This window comes from Natronococcus roseus (genome assembly GCF_043677095.1).
In the GTDB taxonomy this organism is placed as follows: domain Archaea; phylum Halobacteriota; class Halobacteria; order Halobacteriales; family Natrialbaceae; genus Natronococcus; species Natronococcus roseus.
Genome location: NZ_JBHLJR010000001.1, coordinates 267,009 through 283,354 on the forward strand (window position 1 = coordinate 267,009; position 16,346 = coordinate 283,354).

16 protein-coding genes are annotated in these 16,346 nt (G+C 66.9%); 7 read left to right on the forward strand and 9 right to left on the reverse strand.

Features of this window, described 5'->3' with window-relative positions; translation table 11 throughout:
- Positions 1–205: 205 nt before the first annotated feature.
- Entirely contained in the window at positions 206–340 is a 135-nt protein-coding gene (locus ACFEMD_RS01475) for a hypothetical protein (protein ID WP_394739108.1), read from the reverse strand.
- On the opposite strand from ACFEMD_RS01475, the gene ACFEMD_RS01480 reads away from it, so the two are divergent.
- The 3 genes from ACFEMD_RS01480 to ACFEMD_RS01490 all read left to right on the forward strand — a co-directional run bounded on the left by ACFEMD_RS01480 (position 339) and on the right by ACFEMD_RS01490 (position 3,468).
- Positions 339–2,144: a S8 family peptidase gene (locus tag ACFEMD_RS01480; protein WP_394739109.1), complete on the forward strand. Its 1,806-nt coding sequence runs from the start codon at positions 339–341 to the stop codon at positions 2,142–2,144. The two genes, ACFEMD_RS01475 and ACFEMD_RS01480, sit on opposite strands and share 2 nt — an antisense overlap.
- A gap of 106 nt (positions 2,145–2,250) precedes the next feature.
- On the forward strand, positions 2,251–3,000 hold the full coding sequence (locus tag ACFEMD_RS01485; protein WP_394739110.1) for a DUF1028 domain-containing protein: 750 nt from the start codon (positions 2,251–2,253) through the stop codon (positions 2,998–3,000).
- A gap of 3 nt (positions 3,001–3,003) precedes the next feature.
- Positions 3,004–3,468 (forward strand): pyridoxamine 5'-phosphate oxidase family protein, encoded by a 465-nt coding sequence (locus ACFEMD_RS01490; RefSeq protein ID WP_394739111.1) that lies wholly within the window; start codon positions 3,004–3,006, stop codon positions 3,466–3,468.
- Here ACFEMD_RS01490 and ACFEMD_RS01495 read toward each other — a convergent pair.
- Positions 3,465–3,944, reverse strand: a complete 480-nt coding sequence (locus ACFEMD_RS01495) for an RNA-binding protein (protein WP_394739112.1) — start codon at positions 3,942–3,944, stop codon at positions 3,465–3,467. The two genes, ACFEMD_RS01490 and ACFEMD_RS01495, sit on opposite strands and share 4 nt — an antisense overlap.
- A gap of 119 nt (positions 3,945–4,063) precedes the next feature.
- On the opposite strand from ACFEMD_RS01495, the gene ACFEMD_RS01500 reads away from it, so the two are divergent.
- Complete coding sequence (locus ACFEMD_RS01500) at positions 4,064–4,357, forward strand: DUF7562 family protein (RefSeq protein WP_394739113.1); 294 nt, start codon at positions 4,064–4,066, stop codon at positions 4,355–4,357.
- Between the two features lie 49 nt (positions 4,358–4,406).
- Complete coding sequence (locus tag ACFEMD_RS01505; protein ID WP_394739114.1) at positions 4,407–5,690, forward strand: ribonuclease catalytic domain-containing protein; 1,284 nt, start codon at positions 4,407–4,409, stop codon at positions 5,688–5,690.
- A 218-nt stretch (positions 5,691–5,908) separates the two neighbouring features.
- Here ACFEMD_RS01505 and ACFEMD_RS01510 read toward each other — a convergent pair whose 3' ends face one another.
- From ACFEMD_RS01510 to mutL, 6 genes are all read right to left on the reverse strand, one after another.
- A complete protein-coding gene (locus tag ACFEMD_RS01510; RefSeq protein ID WP_394739115.1) occupies positions 5,909–6,361 on the reverse strand; it encodes an Hsp20/alpha crystallin family protein in 453 nt (150 codons plus the stop codon).
- A gap of 82 nt (positions 6,362–6,443) precedes the next feature.
- Entirely contained in the window at positions 6,444–7,901 is a 1,458-nt protein-coding gene (locus tag ACFEMD_RS01515; RefSeq protein ID WP_394739116.1) for a dihydrolipoyl dehydrogenase family protein, read from the reverse strand.
- A gap of 46 nt (positions 7,902–7,947) precedes the next feature.
- Positions 7,948–8,904: a bifunctional 2-dehydro-3-deoxygluconokinase/2-dehydro-3-deoxygalactonokinase gene (gene kdgK1 / locus ACFEMD_RS01520; protein ID WP_394739118.1), complete on the reverse strand. Its 957-nt coding sequence runs from the start codon at positions 8,902–8,904 to the stop codon at positions 7,948–7,950.
- 91 nt (positions 8,905–8,995) lie between these two features.
- Positions 8,996–10,075: an RNA 3'-terminal phosphate cyclase gene (rtcA, locus tag ACFEMD_RS01525; RefSeq protein WP_394739119.1), complete on the reverse strand. Its 1,080-nt coding sequence runs from the start codon at positions 10,073–10,075 to the stop codon at positions 8,996–8,998.
- A gap of 62 nt (positions 10,076–10,137) precedes the next feature.
- Positions 10,138–11,376 carry a S8 family peptidase gene (locus tag ACFEMD_RS01530; RefSeq protein WP_394739120.1) on the reverse strand — a complete coding sequence of 413 codons (1,239 nt, stop codon included), beginning with the start codon at positions 11,374–11,376 and terminating at the stop codon, positions 10,138–10,140.
- A gap of 428 nt (positions 11,377–11,804) precedes the next feature.
- Positions 11,805–13,988, reverse strand: a complete 2,184-nt coding sequence (gene mutL / locus ACFEMD_RS01535; protein WP_394739122.1) for a DNA mismatch repair endonuclease MutL — start codon at positions 13,986–13,988, stop codon at positions 11,805–11,807.
- Positions 13,989–14,174: 186 nt separating this feature from the next.
- Between mutL and ACFEMD_RS01540 the strand changes: the two genes are divergently transcribed.
- Together ACFEMD_RS01540 and ACFEMD_RS01545 are read left to right on the forward strand one after the other, a co-directional pair.
- Positions 14,175–14,933: a hypothetical protein gene (locus ACFEMD_RS01540; protein WP_394739763.1), complete on the forward strand. Its 759-nt coding sequence runs from the start codon at positions 14,175–14,177 to the stop codon at positions 14,931–14,933.
- A 104-nt stretch (positions 14,934–15,037) separates the two neighbouring features.
- A complete protein-coding gene (locus ACFEMD_RS01545; protein WP_394739123.1) occupies positions 15,038–15,874 on the forward strand; it encodes a YihY/virulence factor BrkB family protein in 837 nt (278 codons plus the stop codon).
- 6 nt (positions 15,875–15,880) lie between these two features.
- Here the strand turns inward: ACFEMD_RS01545 and ACFEMD_RS01550 are convergent, their stop codons facing one another.
- Entirely contained in the window at positions 15,881–16,288 is a 408-nt protein-coding gene (locus ACFEMD_RS01550; RefSeq protein ID WP_394739124.1) for a response regulator, read from the reverse strand.
- Positions 16,289–16,346: the final 58 nt, after the last annotated feature.

Here is a 16,346-nt window from a genome sequence, read left to right on the forward strand (position 1 = left end):
GCGACGACGAGCGCGGGTCATGACGCAGCCGTCGCCGGGTTCGGACCGAGGCGAGCGCCCCGAACGGTAATCCGACCGTGAACTGCCAAAATATTCTGCCCCCGTTCATAGAATAGCAATACACTATCCTACGAAAAATTAATATACAGTAGTATTAATTGTAAGAACAAGTGTGCGGTACGTCAGACTGGAACACGGAAGACGATCACGGCTCGAGGGCGGTGTCGCCCCGGCGCGGGGCCGACGCCACGTGAACCCGTGAGCGGAGCGAACGAACGCCCCCGATCGTATCGTCGTCGCCGTCGTCGCCGAACGCTGACGCCGCGCATTCGCTACTCATGTCAGAACACAACGTCAGTCGTCGTCGTCTGCTTCGCGGCACCGCAGCGGGCGCGACGGCCGCGGGAATCGTACAGACGGCAGCCGCACAGGGACCACCGGAACGGAAGATCATCGGCTTGACCGCGGACGCCCCGCCGGGTCTCGCCCGACAGAGTGCCGAGGAGATCCACCACGAACTCGACTTCGATCGGATCGGGAAGGCGATCGTCGGGACGTTTCCCGACGAGGCGGTCGACGGGCTCGAGAACAACCCGAACGTCCGGTACGTCGAGGACGACCAGCGGGCCATGGCGCTCCAGACGACGCCGTGGGGCGTCGATCGCGTCGGCGGCGATCTGGTCCACGACGCGGGCGAAACCGGTTCCGACGGGTCGATCGCGATCGTCGACACCGGCGTTCAGGTCGACCACGAGAGCCTGGACGTCGCGGGCGGCGAAGCGTTCGGAACGACCTGCAACTCCTGTCAGGAACCGTACGGGGACGACAACGGCCACGGGACCCACTGCGCGGGAACGGCGGTCGCGCCGGACAACGACACCGGCGTCGTCGGCGTCTCGCTCCAGTCGGAGCTGTACGCCGTGAAGGTCCTCGACAGCCTGGGAAGCGGTGACTTCGGTGACGTCGCCGCCGGCGTCGAGTGGGCCGCGGACCAGGGTATCGACGTCATCTCGCTGTCTCTCGGCGGGCCCACGCCGGTACAGGCGCTCGAGGACGCCTGTCAGTACGCGGTCGATCAGGGGTCGCTGGTCGTCGCCGCGGCCGGCAACGACGGCTGCTGTGACAGCGTCGGCTACCCCGCGACGTACGACTCCGTCGTCGCCGTCTCGTCGACGAACCAGGACGACGAGATCTCGAGTTTCTCCTCGCGCGGTCCCGAGGTCGATATCGCCGCACCCGGCAGCGACATCTACTCGACGTACACCGGCGGCGACTACGACACCCTCTCGGGGACGTCGATGGCGTGTCCCCACGTCGCCGGCGCCGCGGCGTACCTGATGGGCGACGGGATGGAAAACACCGAGGCGCGCGAACAACTGTTCGAGACGGCCGAGGACGTCGGTCTCAGCGGCAACGAGCAGGGTCACGGACTGCTCGACGCCGAGACGGCGATCCTCGAGGATGCCGAACCGCCCGAACCCGAGCTCTCGGTCTCGACGAGTTCGGCGACCGGGGTCGGCGAGACGGCCGCGACGCTCAACGGGTCGCTCTCGGACCTCGGCGACGCGAGCAGCGCCGACGTCCGCTTCGAGTGGGGCGAGGCTGGCGGCGATCTTCCGAACGAAACGGCCACACAGACGCTCACCTCGACGGAGTCGTTCGACGACGACATCTCGGGGCTCTCCGAGGGGACGGACTACGAGTTCCGCGCGATCGCCGAGAGCGCGGTCGACGAGGATACTGGGTTCGTCCAGACGTTTACGACCGACACCACGGGCGGCTGTTTCATCACGACGGCGACGACCGGCGAGGGGCACACGCTCAACTCGCTGCGGCGCTTCCGTGACGAATCGATGGCGGCGACCCCCGTGGGTCGCGGTCTGATCGACGTCTACTACCGGATTAGCCCGCCGATCGCCGGCACGCTCGCCGACCATCCCGACGGCCGAACCGCGCGAGCGACGCGACGGCTCGTCGAGCGCTGTGCGACGCTCTCGGACGCCCAGGAGGAGACCGACTCGCGGGCCGCGAGCGCTGCGCTCGGAACCGTGCTCACGATGCTGTACCTGGTCGTCGTCGCAGTCGGTGCGGTCGGTCACGCCGGTGCCCGCACTCGAGCGAAACTCGAGCGAAACTCGTCGTAAGCACCGACCGCTGATTTCCGACCGTCGTTCGGGCCGCGACTCCGCCGCGCGTTCGCGATCGTCCGCGATACCGACCTTTTTGCCGGCTGGACACCTGGCCCCGGTTGTGACGTTCAGCATCTGCGTCCGCGAAACGTACGAGACACCGGACGGGGAGGCCCACGAGCGATTCGGAGTCGCCGTTACGACCCGTCTCCCGGGGGTCGGCACCCTCTGTCCGTTCGCCAGCGAGAACGGCGCCGTCGCGACCCAGAGCCTGGTCAACGTCGACCTCGGACGGGACGGGATTCGCTACCTCGACGACGGACTGGCCGTCGACGACGCCCTCGAGGCGTTGCTCGAGGCCGACGACGGCGCGTCCCAGCGTCAGCTCCACGGCGTCGACACCGACTCGACGTTCGTCTTTTCGGGCGAGGACTGCGAGGGCTGGTTCGGCGACCTGGAGGGCGACCACTACACCGTCGCCGGCAACATGCTCGTCGGCGAGTCGGTGCTCGAGGCGACCGCCGACGCCTACGCCGAGAGTGCAGTCCACGAGACGACCGACGAGACCGCGGGTACAGGAGTCGGCGCCGACCCGCTCGCGAAGCGCCTGATCGACGCCCTCGAGGCGGGCCACGGCGAGGGCGGTGACAAACGCGAGGAACTGCCGATCCAGAGCGCAGCTATCGTCGTCGAGACGACCGAGGACTACGAGTTTACCCCGCCGTACAACGACCTGCGAGTGGATGCGACGGAGTCGCCGATCGAGGACCTGCGGGAGACGTACGAGCTGGCGCTCGAGGGCTACGATGACACCCTGGACCGGTACGCGGACGCCTTCGAGGAGGACTCCCTCGAGGAGGCCGCGGAGTAGCCCGTGGAGCTGATCGAGGACACGCTCGAGGTCGAGCTCGAGGCGTTTCTCGCCCGACCGCTGTTCTGTTTTCTGGCCCAGCGGTCCGATAGCGGGCCCCGGGTCTCCCCGCTGTGGTTCCTGTGGGCGGACGGAATCGTCTGGATCATCGCACAACTCGAGGGGCGTTCGTACCCGGAGCGGGTCCAGCAGGACCCCGAGACTGCGCTCGCGATCGTCGACTTCGACGCCACTACGGGCCGGGTCGAACACGTCGGCATGCGGGGGAGGGCGTCGCTCGAGTCGTACCACGAGGTGGTTGCTGGACGGCTGCTGGAGAAGTACCTGGGAACACGGCGCGAGGACTGGCCAGCGACGTTCGTCGACCTCGACCCCGACGCGTACCGGCTCCTCGAGTTCACACCCGAGACGGTCGTCGCGCGGGATCAGTCGTACCCGGCACCGTCGACTCCGGAGAACGGCAGTTAGCCGGCGAACTCGTAGAGGTCATCACCGACGTGGTGCAGCGAGTCGACGACCTTCCCCTCGTTCCCGACCATCTCCGACCCCTCGACGCGGGCCCGGCCGACCGCCAGCACCTTCCCGTGGGACTCCTCGGCGATCAACACGAGGTCGTCGGGCGAGATGTCGTCGGTCGCCTCGGTGATTCCGGGACGCATCACGTCGGCGCCGTCGCTGACGAAGGAGATCGCGCCGCTGTCGACGGTGACCACGTGCTTTTCGGGATCGTACGCGTTCGCGCCCCTGACGGTCAGGAACGGCTCCTCGTCGAAGAAGGCGACCTGCGGTTCGCCGTCGATCAGGACGACCTCCCAGTCGGTCTCCTCGAACTCCACGCGTTCGTAGGTGTCGCCCTCCGGGGAGACGCCGAGCTGCGCCGACAGCATCTCCTCGATCTCGGAGATGGCGTCGCTGCGGAGGTGGTGGCGAGACTTGACCTGCATATCCGTGGGGAGGACCGGTCGGAGTATAAAACGCCCGTTCCCGCGACCGACTCGACGGAGGCTCCGGTCGAACGCCAGGTGTGCCAATCGCTAAGTAGATTCATGCGCTGGTCGGTAGTATGTGGTTCTCTCGGAACCGCGATCCGTCCGTCGTCTGTCCCGCGTGCGGATCCGAGGTCCCGCGCTCAAGCGCTCGCGAGTACGACAAGTACGGCGATCGGTGGGAGCGCGAGAACAAGCGCTTCGAGTACCTCTGTAAGCCCTGTTACGGCGACCTCTGCCACCTCCCACGTGAGGGACTCGAGTCGCTGCTCGTCGAACTCGAGGACGAGGAATACCCCTGGGAAACGTTTCTTGCGCAGTACGTCGCCGCCGTCGAGAACCAGGACGGCCGACTCGAGGAGGAGTCCTGAACGTATCCGTCCCGACACGACTTTCACCCCGACGTTCGTAGGCCAGCCTATGAGCGACGACGCACAGGCCCAGGCCGGTACGGCCGAGGGCCAGGGCCCGGTCGAGATCTCCGAGGAGGTCGCGCGCCACCTCGAGAACAAGCGCGAGGAGCTGTTCGAGAAGTTCGAGATCCGCGACGAGTTCCCCGAGGCGGTGCTCGAGGAGGCCCGCGAGCGGACCGAGGGCGTCCAGGCCGAGATCGAAGAGGAGGTCGACGAACGCGAGGACCTCCGGGAGCTGACGACGTGGACGACCGACCCGATCGACGCCCAGGACTTCGACGACGCGCTCTCGATCGAGGAGCGCGAGGACGAGTACGTCCTCTGGGTCCACATCGCCGACGTCACCCACTACGTCCACCCGGACTCCGAGATGTGGGAGGAGGCGGTCGAGCGCGCCAACACGGTCTACCTGCCGGGGTACACCATCCACATGCTTCCGCCCGTCCTCGCGGAGACGGTCTGTTCGCTCGTCCCCAACGAGGATCGGCTCGCCCACACCGTCGAGATGCACCTCGACAAGGAGAACCTCTCTTACGAGAACATCGAGATCTACAAGTCGGTGATCCAATCCGACGAACGGCTCACCTACACGCAGGCCGAGAATCGTCTCGAGGATCCCGACGCGCCGTTACACGAGGAGAACGTTCTCGTCCACGAGGTCGCCGATCAAATGCACGAACAGCGCAAGGAGGACGGCTCACTCGTCCTGAACCCCGCCCGCGACCGCGCCCACACCATCATCGAGGAGTGTATGCTGAAGGCCAACAAGGCCGTCACGCACGAGCTCATGTGGTCTCGCGGCGTCGAGGCGATGTACCGGGTCCACCCCCAGCCCAGCCCCGACGAGTGGTCGGAAGCCCTGCGGGAGATCCAGGACCTCGAGGGCGTCTCGATCCCCGGCGACAAGTGGGACGACCCCCGGATGGCGGTCAACGCCACCCTCGAGGAGGCCCCCGGCCGCCAGCTCGACAAGATCCAGTGGGCCGTGATGAAGGTGATGCCGCGCGCGAAGTACATGAACGACCCCTTCGGCGGCCACCACGCGCTGAATTTCGAGATCTACGGCCACTTCACCAGCCCCATCCGCCGACTCAGCGACCTCATCAACCACTGGATCGTCTACCAGAACGACGTCCCGGAGAACCTGATCGAACTCTGCGATCGGGCCAGCGACAAACAGAAGGACGCCGAGCAGTGCGAACGGGAGTACAAGCAGTTCCTCCAGGAGGTCGGCCTCGACCCCGCTGCGGTCAACAACCGCGGGATCGAAGTAGTCGACGATCCCGAGTAACCTCCACCCGTCATCGGGAACGGCCCTGCCGTGGACAGTTTGAGATGCGACTATCGGTGAGTTTCAACCAATGAGAAACTGACAAGTTATTTTATTAGATACTATACAAGTACGGCTGGAGTCTGGATCCCTGTCACACGCTCCACGACTCCGTTTTCCCGTTGCGGTTCACCGATACGTCGCCTCGGTCCCCGGTGGACGGAGTGTCTCCTGTGTCCTCACTCGATCTCGATCCGGTGATCGTCCTCGCGCTCGTCGTCGACGATCGGCAGCCGAACCTCGAGGACGCCGTTGTGGTACGTCGCCGAGATCTCGTCGTCGTCGACGGCCGTCGCGATCGGAACCTGTCTGGCGACCCGTCGTGAGCGAAGCGCCCGGTAGCTCTCCGACCCCTCCTCGGCGTCGGCGTGAGCCCGGACCGATAACACGCCGTCACGGAAGGAGAGGTCGATGTCCGCCTTCTCGAAGCCGGGCAGGTCCATCACGAAGACGTACTCGCCGTCCATCTCCTCCAGGTTCGCTACCCCGTGATCCATCGCGGTCGGCTCGGCGGCGTCGGCCCCCTCGAGCGCCGGCCGGCCGAGTCCGCGGTCGTCGGCCGGGAACTCCGCGTCCCAGCTCGAGCGGAACTGGTCGAACATGCGGTCCATCTCGCGGAACATGCGGTTCATTTCATCAAAGGATCTCATAACTGATCGAGATATATAGGCCACAGTTAATAATAAAGATTGCGAGAACCGGGATAGCACGCCGCTACAGCGCCAGATCGCGGGCGTCGGTGTCGTCGACGCAGTCCTGTTCGTCGCCGAGTTCCTCGCAGGCCTCCCGTAGCAGGCCGTCCAGAATCTCGGGCGTCGTCGGGTGGTAGGCTCGCTTGGGCACTTCGCGGACGTCGACTTTCATCTCGACGAGCACCTGCATCGTCTTGGCCATCACGTCGGCGTGGAGGTGGAGCCCCTGAAACCCGAGCACCGTCCCGCCTTCGGCGTCGACGATAATCGTCGCCTGTCCCTCGGAGTGACCCTTCGTCTTGAACACGCCGTCGTCGCTCGCCTCGCGGGTGACGACGATCGTCTCCATCTCGGTCTCGGCTGCGGTCTCGGGCGTGTGACCGATGCGGGTGAACGGGTACGTTCCCAGCCCCGAGAATATCACGTGGTGGGGAACGTTCGCGTACGGCTCGCACTCCTCCTCGCGAGCGTGGCTGACGATGTTCTGTGCGGCCGCAAAGCCCTGTTCTTTGGCGACGTGGAGGATCGGCTCGCGGCCGTTCGCGTCGCCGACGACGAAGACGCGGTCGTCGTCGGCCGCCTGCATCGTCGACTCGATCCATCCCTCACCGGGCTCGAGCCGGGTCTCCTCGAGCCCCAGCCCGTCGAGGTTCGGCCGTCGACCCGTAAAGCAGTAGAGTTGGTCGGCCTCGAGGATCCGCTCCTCGCCCTCCTGGTCGGCGTACAGTCGCACGCCGCCGTCGTCGGTCCACTCGAGCCGTCGTTCGTCGGCGTTCGTCAGCACCTCGATCCCGAACTCCTCGCGGTAGAGCTCGAGGATCGTCTCGCCGTACTCGGACTCGAACTCGTCGAGGGGGTGGTCGTCGTGTTCGATGACGGTGAGGTCGACGTCGCCGGCCTCGCTGAGGTAGGGCGCGAGCTCGAGGCCGACGTACCCGAAGCCCATGACGATCCCCGAGTCGGGAAACGAGGTCGCGTCGAGGACGTCCGCGCTTCCCATGAACTCGACGTCGTCGATTCCCGGAAGGTCGGGGACGTTGAGCGTCGATCCCGTCGCGACGACGACGTAGTCGGGCTCGAGCCGGCGACCGTCGACTGCGAGGACGCGGTCGTCGACGAACCGCGCGGTCTCGCGGAGGAACTCGACGTTCTCGTGGTCGGCGAGCTCGTGAACGTGCTCGCGGCGGTGTTCGGCGAACCCGGAGATGTGCTCGTCCTTGCGGGCGACGACGGCCTCGGGATCGACCTCGGGGACGCCCTCGAGGCGGTCGTCGTGGCGCGCCCGGAACCGGTGGTCGGCCGCCGAGAGGACCTCCTTCGAGGGCATACACCCGCGAAGAATGCAGAGCCCGCCGCCGGGGTCGCCGTCGTCGATCAGCGTCAGTTCGAGCTCGGACAGCTCCTCGGCTCGCTCGAGCAACCCGTCGGCGACGGCGACGCCCGCGCTCCCGTACGCCCCGATAATCGCGACGTGAACCATACCCGGAATACGAACAACGGGCAAAAAGAGATTCTGCAGGCCGGGGCTATCGAGAGATCCCGCCCTCGTCCTCGGCGACGACCGTCTCGACCTCCTCGCGGGTGACCAGCGCGATGTCGCCGGGGATCGTCCGCTTCAGCGCGGCCGTCGCCGCGGCGTACTCGAGGGCGGTCTCCACGTCGTCGCCCTCGAGCCGGCGGGCGAAGAAGGCCCCCGAGAAGGCGTCGCCGGTGCCGATCGGGTCGAGCGTCTCGGTCTCGTAGCTGGGCTGTTCGACGACCTCGCCGTCGTTCCAGGCGAGGGCACCCTCGGCGCCGCGGGTGACGATGACGGTCTCGAACCCGAACGTCCCAGCCAGCTCGTCGGCCAGCTCGCGGGCCTCGCCCTCGAGACCGAGCACGTTCCGGGCGTCCCGGGCCGCGACGACGAGCACGTCGATCGACGGGAACAGCTCGCGAAGACGGTCGTCGGCCTCCTCGGGCGACCAGAGTTTCGCCCGGTAGTTGCAGTCGAAGGCGGTCTTCGTCCCGCTCTCCGCGGCCGTCTCGAGCAGCTCCGCCGTCGTCTCCCGCAGCGTCTCCGACAGCGCGGGCGTGATCCCGGTCGTAAAGAAGAGGTCGGCGTCCTCGATCAGCCCGGTATCGATCTCCTCGGTCTCGGCGGTCGTGACCGCGGCGTCGCTCCGGTCGTAGATAACGTTCGTTCCGCGGGGTTTGCCGCCGTGTTCGAGGTAGTAGGTTCCCTGCCGACCCTCGTCGCTCCAGACGACCTCGGTGTCGATACCGTACCCCTCGAGCTCGCCGACGACGCGCCGACCCAGCGGCGAGTCCGGCAGTTTCGAGGTCCAGGTCGCCGACGCCGACCCGAGTCGCTGGGCCGCGATAGCGACGTTGCTCTCCGCGCCCGCGGCACGAACCTCGAGCTCGGCCGTCTCCTCGAGCCGTCGCTGGTCGGGCGGCGAGAGCCGCAGCATCGTCTCGCCGAAGGTGACGATCTCGCTCACGCTGCTGCCCTCCGATCGCTCCCGTCGGTACTCGCTGGTGTGCTCATGTGCGGGTGATCGATCGGCTGCGGTTAAGGTGTGTCGTTCGACGCTACGGCAGGTCGGGCGACCGCGAGACGACAGCATCCTCCTCGCGGCGCTCGAGATCGATCTCCCGGCCGAACGCCTCGAGCAGCGCCCGGCTGGTTTCGACGTGGTCGCTCACCCGCGGAATCCGTACCCGTCCCCCCGCGAGCGCGAGAAAGACCAGGAGCTGATCGCTCATGTGGCGGTCGACGGGTGCGTCTTCCTCGAGAAACCGGTTCGCCGCGTCGGCGGCGTCCTCGCCGACGCGCTCGGCTGGTTTTCCCCGCTCACCCAACGCGCCGAACCCGGCGATTCCCGTGCCATGATCGACCCTGATCACCAGCGCGGAGCCCGGCGAGGGGCTCTCGGCGGTTCGCTCCTGTCGTTCGAGAACCTCGAGCTGATCGTCCTCGTTGCCCCCGTTGTCGACGTTTCGGTCGGCGCCCGCGAGGTCGAGCCGTTCGAGGGCCCCCTCGAGCTGGCGGTGGGCGACGTCCTGATCCGCGAGCGACGCCGACTCGGTCGAGTACAGTCGGACGCCCTCGAGGTCGCCCCGCCGTTCGAGCGCCAGGGGCTCGAAACTCGAGGGGGCGATCCGCAGCGTCACTCGACCACCCCCGTCGGGGTAGAACCCGCGGCGATCGACCTCACAGGACGCTACGAGCCCGTGCGCTCCGAGCAGCGGGAGCTTGACCTGTCGGAGGTAGTCCAGCGGCGGCGACCACTCGACGTCCGTCCCTCCCGTCGCGGTCACCGACAGCGGCGCCTCGAGAACCGTCGCCAGCGGCAGGAGGGCGTCGAACAGCAGCGTCACGCTTCCGGCCGTCCCGATATCGACGGCGTAGGAGCCGCCCTCGAGCCCGCCCGCGCTCGAGCGGTCGGGATCGAACTCGACCGTCTCCGCGTCCAGTTCGGCCCCCGAAACCTCGGCGTCGGCGACCGCGGCGAGCGTCTCGAGGACGGCCAGATGCTGATTGGCCAGTCCCGGATTCGGTCGGTCGCCGCGGACGTTCTCCAGCCGGACGGGTTCGTCCTCGAGGACCGACAGCGTGAGCGCGGTCCGGAGGAACTGCCCGCCGGCGTCCGAGCCGTCGAGTTCGCGCATGGCTCGGGGTACGGGCTCGAGTTACCTACCGTTGCCGAACGAAAAAGCCGGCCTGGAACCGTTCAGATTCGCTGGACCGTGTTCAGCGCGTTGATGCGCCCGGCGCCGAACTCGGGGCTGCTTCGCCCGTTGACCAGTTCCGCACCGTGGGCGATGTTGTTCTCGACCTGGTTTGCGTTCATCTCAGGCTCGAGTTCGCGCACGAGACCGACGAGGCCCGCGACCTGCGGGGCTGCCATCGAGGTGCCGGCGAACCAGGCGTAGCCACCTGGAACAGTGGACAGGACCTGGTCCTCTTCTTCGGTTTCGTCCTCGGTAGCGCGCCCGCCACCGGGCGCCCCGACTTCGATCTCGTTCGTTCCGTAGTTCGAGTAGAAGGCGAGTTCGTCGTTCGGGCCGCTCGCGGAGACGGTCATCACACCCTGGACGGTACCCGGAAGGTAGTACATCCCTCCCTGCTGGAGGTTCGTCTCGGCGTTACCGGCGGAAACCGTCGAGACGGTGCCGCGACGGGCGGCGTCCTGCATCACTCGCTGGACGGCAACCCGCGTTCCGTCCTCGTTCATCTGCGGCGGGAACGGTCCCGCGCCGAGGCTGTAGTTCGCGGCGTCGGCACCGATGCTGGCGGCGTAGTCCGAGCCGGCGAGAATGTCGGCGAAGGAGCTGCTATCCGGACCGAGGACTCGAACCGAGACGATCTCCGCGTCGGGAGCGGTTCCGGTGACGCCGACATCACCCGTTGCCGCTGCGGTCCCGGCGACGTGGGTTCCGTGGTCACCGCTATCACCGAGGTGGGGAGCCTCCTCACCACCGTCGACGAATGAGACGCTCAAATCCTCGTTGAAGTTCCCCTCGAGATCCGGATGGCTACCGTCGACGCCCGTGTCGGCGATGACGATTCGAGTTCCTTCACCCGTCGCGTAGTCGTGAGCCTCGAAGGTATCGGTGATTTCCTTGTCCCACTGCAGGTCGGTGAACTCCGCGTCGTCGGTCGTCTGCGGTTCGGCGCTCTCGACGGGGTCGGCGAGATCGACCTCGAAGTTCTCGGTCACGCCGCTGACGCCCGATACCGCCTCGAGGTCGTCCTCGGCGTCCGCCGGCCCGGAGACGATCGAAACCGACCCGCCCGCGAGTTCGCGAGTGACCGAGAAGCCGGCGTCCTCAAACCGGCCACTCGAGCCCCCAGTGACGACGTAGGTAGTCGACGAGCCGGCGCTTCCCGCGCCGATCATTCCGACCGACAGTCCCGCCGCCGTGATTCCTTGCAGCACCCGCCGCCGTGTTTTTGTATGTCGTGTCATAGCGACACAAAAGTCGATCATGGTTAGTAATGTAATAGTTGTGGAACCGGTGATCGAAAGGGGATAAAATATCTGCAGCAGCGGTCGAATTTTGGAAAATTTTGGCAGACAGTCGCGTCGTAATCAGCTACGCTCGAGGAGCGGTCGTCAACGACGTGAACGATGGGTTGACCGCGTTACCGAGAACCCCGACGGCGCGGCGCGCGGTTGGACTCTCGACGATCGCTCTCCGGGACGCTCATGCCGGCGAAGAACCCGAGGTACAGGCAGAGTACCACCAGCCACCCAACGAGTATGAGTAACACACTCACTTTCAACAATGTTTTCATTACTGTATTAATATAAGTACTTTCTGCTCGAGCGGGTGGTACTGGCGCCGACCCGCCCCTTCTATCGAGCACAGTGGCGAGTACGGCTTCGAACGGGAGTCAGCCGTGGTGTCCGGGGTAATCCCGCTCGAACCGGTCCTCGATCTCGCCGTCCTCGAGGCGGACGATCACGGGTCGACCGTGCGGACACGAGTAGGGGTTCTCGCAGTCGTCGAGCGCAGCGAGCAGGTCGACGACCGACCCCTCCGTCAGCGAGGTGTTGCCCGTGATCGAAGGGTAACACGCGAGGTCGCCGAGGAACTCGTCGGCCAGCGCGTCGATCGTCTCCGCGCCGGCCTCCCGGTCGCCCTCGACGAACGAGGTGAGGACGTCCCGTAGTCGCTCGGGCTCGAGGGTCTCCTCAAGCACGGCGGGAACGGTCGTCACGGCGACGGTGCGGTCGTCGGTCCGATTCGCGTGGAAACCCAACCTTGTGAGCGCCTCCCGGTAGCTCTCGAAGGCCTCGGCCTCCGCGGCGGTGAGCTCGAGCTCGACGGGCGAGGCCAGCGACTGGGCGGCGGGGTCGTCGGCGAAGGCCTCGCGCAGTCGCTCGTAGTTGACCCGCTCGTCGGCGGCGTGCTGGTCGATCAGGACGAGTCCCTCGGGGGACTCACAGACGAGGTACGTATCCCGGTACTGACCCAGCACCTGCAGCGAGGGCAGCGAGTCGAACTCGGAGACCTCGCCGTTGGCGGCCTCGCCGCCGAGCGTTCGCTGCTCGGTCGGTCCGGAAAAGCGACGGCTCGAGTCCGCCGAGTGCTCGGGTTCGGTCGCACTCGAGTCGGCGTCGGTCGACGGCTCGGCCGCTCCCTCGCTCGGCTCGACCGGCGTTTCGGACTCCGGTGCGACCGAACTGCGAGGCGCGTCCACACCCTCGACGCTCCCCGTCGCCGGACGTTCGTCGACGGTCGACCCGCTCGAGGAGTCGTCGTCGGGTGAGACCCCCGCGACCGAATCCGACGACGCTGAAGCCGGTTCGGCGTCGGCCGCTCGCGAATCAACTGCGTCGGTGTCGTCCGACGGTGAGTCGGACGCCTCGGCGTCGGCCTCTCGAGACGTCGGCCGCTCGCTCGACGGGCTCGAGTCCTGCCGTCCCGGGCCCGCAGCGGCCGGCCGTCCCCCCGAACCCGAGGCCGAGCCACCGGGCTCGAGCCGGGCCTCGTCCGGCGCCGACCGGCCGCGGGGCGCACCCGAGCGAAGCAGGCCGTGCTCGAGCAGCGCCGACTCGACGGCCGAATCGACTTGCCGTCGGACGGCGTCGTCGTCGTCGAAGCGCACCTCCCGCTTTCGGGGGTGGACGTTGACGTCGACGGCCTTCCCCGGAACGTCGAGAAAGAGCACGACAAAGGGGTAGCGATCGCCCCCGAGCTGGGTGCCGTAGGCGCCCATGATCCCCTCGCGGACGGCGTCGGCCGAGACCGCGCGCCCGTTGACGTACGTCGCGAGGTACTCCCGGCTCGAGCGGTTCGTCTCGGGGTGAGAGACGAGTCCTGAGACGGACTCGAGCGGTCCGACGGGAAGCTCGTCCCCGTCGACCTCGACGGGGATCATCGCCGAGGCGACCTCGCGGCCGTACACCGAGAGGACGGCCGCCTGCAGGTCGCCCTGGCCCGTCGTCGCGAACACCTCGCGACCGTCGTGGGTCAGCGAGACCGCGACGTCGGGGTTGGCCAGCGCGTACCGGGTCACGACGCGATTGACGTGGGCGAACTCGGTCGCCGTCGTCTTGAGGAACTTCCGGCGCGCGGGGGTGTTGTAAAAGAGGTCCGTGACCTCGACGACGGTTCCGGCGGGACAGCCCGTCGGCTCGACCGAGACGATGTCCCCGCCCTCGTAGACGAGTTCCGTCCCGACGCCGTCGCCGCCCTGCGGCCGACTCCTGATTGTCAGCTTCGACACGGAGCCGATGGTGTGCAGGGCCTCGCCCCGAAATCCGAGGGTGGCGACGCCGGATTCGAGGTCCTCGAGGCCGGCGATCTTGCTCGTGGTGTGCTGGCGGACCGCGGTCCGGAGGTCGGCCTCGCTCATCCCGTGGCCGTCGTCGGCGATCCGAATCAGCTCGGTGCCGCCCGCCTCGACGGTGACGTCGACGCTGTCGGCGTCGGCGTCGAGGCTGTTCTCGAGGAGTTCCTTGACCGCGCTGGCGGGCCGTTCGACGACTTCGCCGGCGGCGATCCTGGCGACGGTGTCCTCGTCGAGCTGGCGGATGTCTGTCCCCTCCGGGGTGGTGGTGTCGTCGCTCATTGTGGTGGTCCGAAATCGACGCGCTCGAGGCTTCGGCCGCGTCCGCTGATCATCAGTAACGCGTACTCACAGCGGCTGGTTAGGTCTTACGCGTCCGGAGCGAATGTAGTTACACTCGCCGCATCCGCGGTGCAGGCGGCACTCGTAGCGAAAGAACGAGCACGCTGTGTGTCCAACCCGCCACCGATGCTCACCGGCCTCGCGCTCGTCGACGGCGACTCGCTCCTCGTTGCGGCGCTCGTCGTCGCAGTTGCGCTCGTCCACCTTCTTCCCAACCGATTACCCGTCTCGAGCGGCCGATCGCGCCACGGCCTGCTCTCGGCTGCCGGCGGCGTCTCGATCGTCTACGCCTTCCTCCACCTGTTTCCCGAACTCGACGGCCGTCGGGACTCCCTCGAGGGCGTCGACCTCCTCGTCGGCTCGCTCGCGGAACACCACATCTACGGGCTCGCGTTCGTCGGGCTGGTGCTGTTCTACGGGCTCGAGCGACTGGCCGCGATTTCGCGCTCCCGGGAGTTCGAACACGAACTAGGTCCGTTCACCGACGAGCCCGTCTTCTGGATCCACGTCGGCGGATTCGTCGTTTACAACGCGTTTATCGGGTACGTGCTCGTTCAGGGGGAGACCGGCACCGAGAGCGACGTGCTGTTCGCGGTCGCGATGGCGCTGCACCTGTTCGGCAACGATGCGGCGATGGAACAGCACCACCGGGAGGCCTACCGACGAATCGGGCGGTGGGTACTCGCGGCCGCGGTGTTGCTCGGTGCCGGTCTCGGCGCGGTCTACGCGTTCGGCGACGTCGCGCTCACAGTCCTGCTCGGTCTGCTGACCGGCGGCATCGTCTTCAACGCGATCAAGGACGAGCTCCCCCGAACCCAGGAGAGTCGGTTCTGGGCGTTCGCGGCTGGAGCGGGCGGCTACGGCTCGATCCTGCTGCTCCTGTAGCGCCCACGTTTCGGACCACGTCGCTCCGCTCGGTCCGCCGGGATCGCGACGGCCGCGGCAGCTTCCGGCTCCGATCTTTTTGAGTCAGGTGTCGTTCGTCCGGTATGGACCCGCGACGGGTCGGCTCCGTCGCTCGGGATGTCGTGAGCGTGATCCGCGACCACAACGTGACGTTCATGGCGGGTAGCATCGCCCACGCCGCGTTCCTCTCGATTCTCCCGCTCCTGCTGTTGTTGTTCATTGTCGTCGGCGCGGTCGGCAACGACTACCTGACCGAGCAGATCACGGTGCTGGCCCGTCAGTATCTAAGCCCCGCCGGTGAAGGGCTGGTGTTCGAGGCGCTGACCCACGCCCCCGAGCGCGCTGGCGCGTCGCTCATCGGGGTCGCCTCCCTGCTGTGGGGGATGCTTCGGATCTTCCGCGGACTCAACACCGCGTTCGACGAGCTCTACGGCGGCGGAGAGAGCCCGTTCGCACAGAAGCTGCTCGACGGTGTCGTCGTCTTTGCCGTCATCCTGATCGCGACCGTCGGCGCAGGCGCGGTCGCGGCGACGCTGGCCACGGTCGACAGCGCGCTCGTCGAGGCGCTCTCCCCGCTCGCGCTGCTCGTCGGCCTCTCGGTGGCGTTCTTCCCCATGTACTACGTCTTCCCCGACCCCGATATCGGCGTTCGCGAGGCCCTGCCGGGAACGCTCGTCGCCGCGGCGGGCTGGGTCCTGCTCGAGGTCGTCTTCGGCATCTACGTCGGCCTCGCCGACACCGTCGGCACCTACGAAACGCTCGGGGCGGTTATCCTATTGCTCGTCTGGCTTTACGGCAACGCCCTCGTCTTGCTCGTCGGGGCGACGATCAACGTCGTCGGCGGCGGCTACCACACCGACGGATCGGCACGGAACTCGAGCGACGGGTCGGAGACGACGGAACCCGTTCGTCCGTCGTGATTCGTGCTACGCGAGCCGCCGAGCGCCACCCAGTCGTTCGGCGAACTGCCGTAGCTCGTCGGCCTCGAGGGGCTTGACGGCGTACGTGTCCGCCCCCTCGGATTCGGTCCGGAGCGACTCCACCTCGAGTCGCGACCCCGTCATTACGACCACCGGAACGTCGGCGAGACACCCGTCGGCTCGCAATTCGCCTAACACTTCCCGGCCGTTTTTCCGCGGGAGATGCCAGTCGAGCAGGACCAGATCCGGACGCGGCGCGTCGGCGTACTCGCCGCGCTGGCGGAGAAACCGCAGTGCTTCGACACCGTCTTTCACGACGTGTCGATCGCTCTCCACCCCCGCTTCCTTCAGCATCTCTTCCGTGTATCTGACGTCAGCTGGGTTGTCGTCGACTATCAGTAGATTTCGTAGCACCCGTTCCACCTCTCTTACAATCACTGAATATCCAGTAGCTAATAAATGTATTTCAATA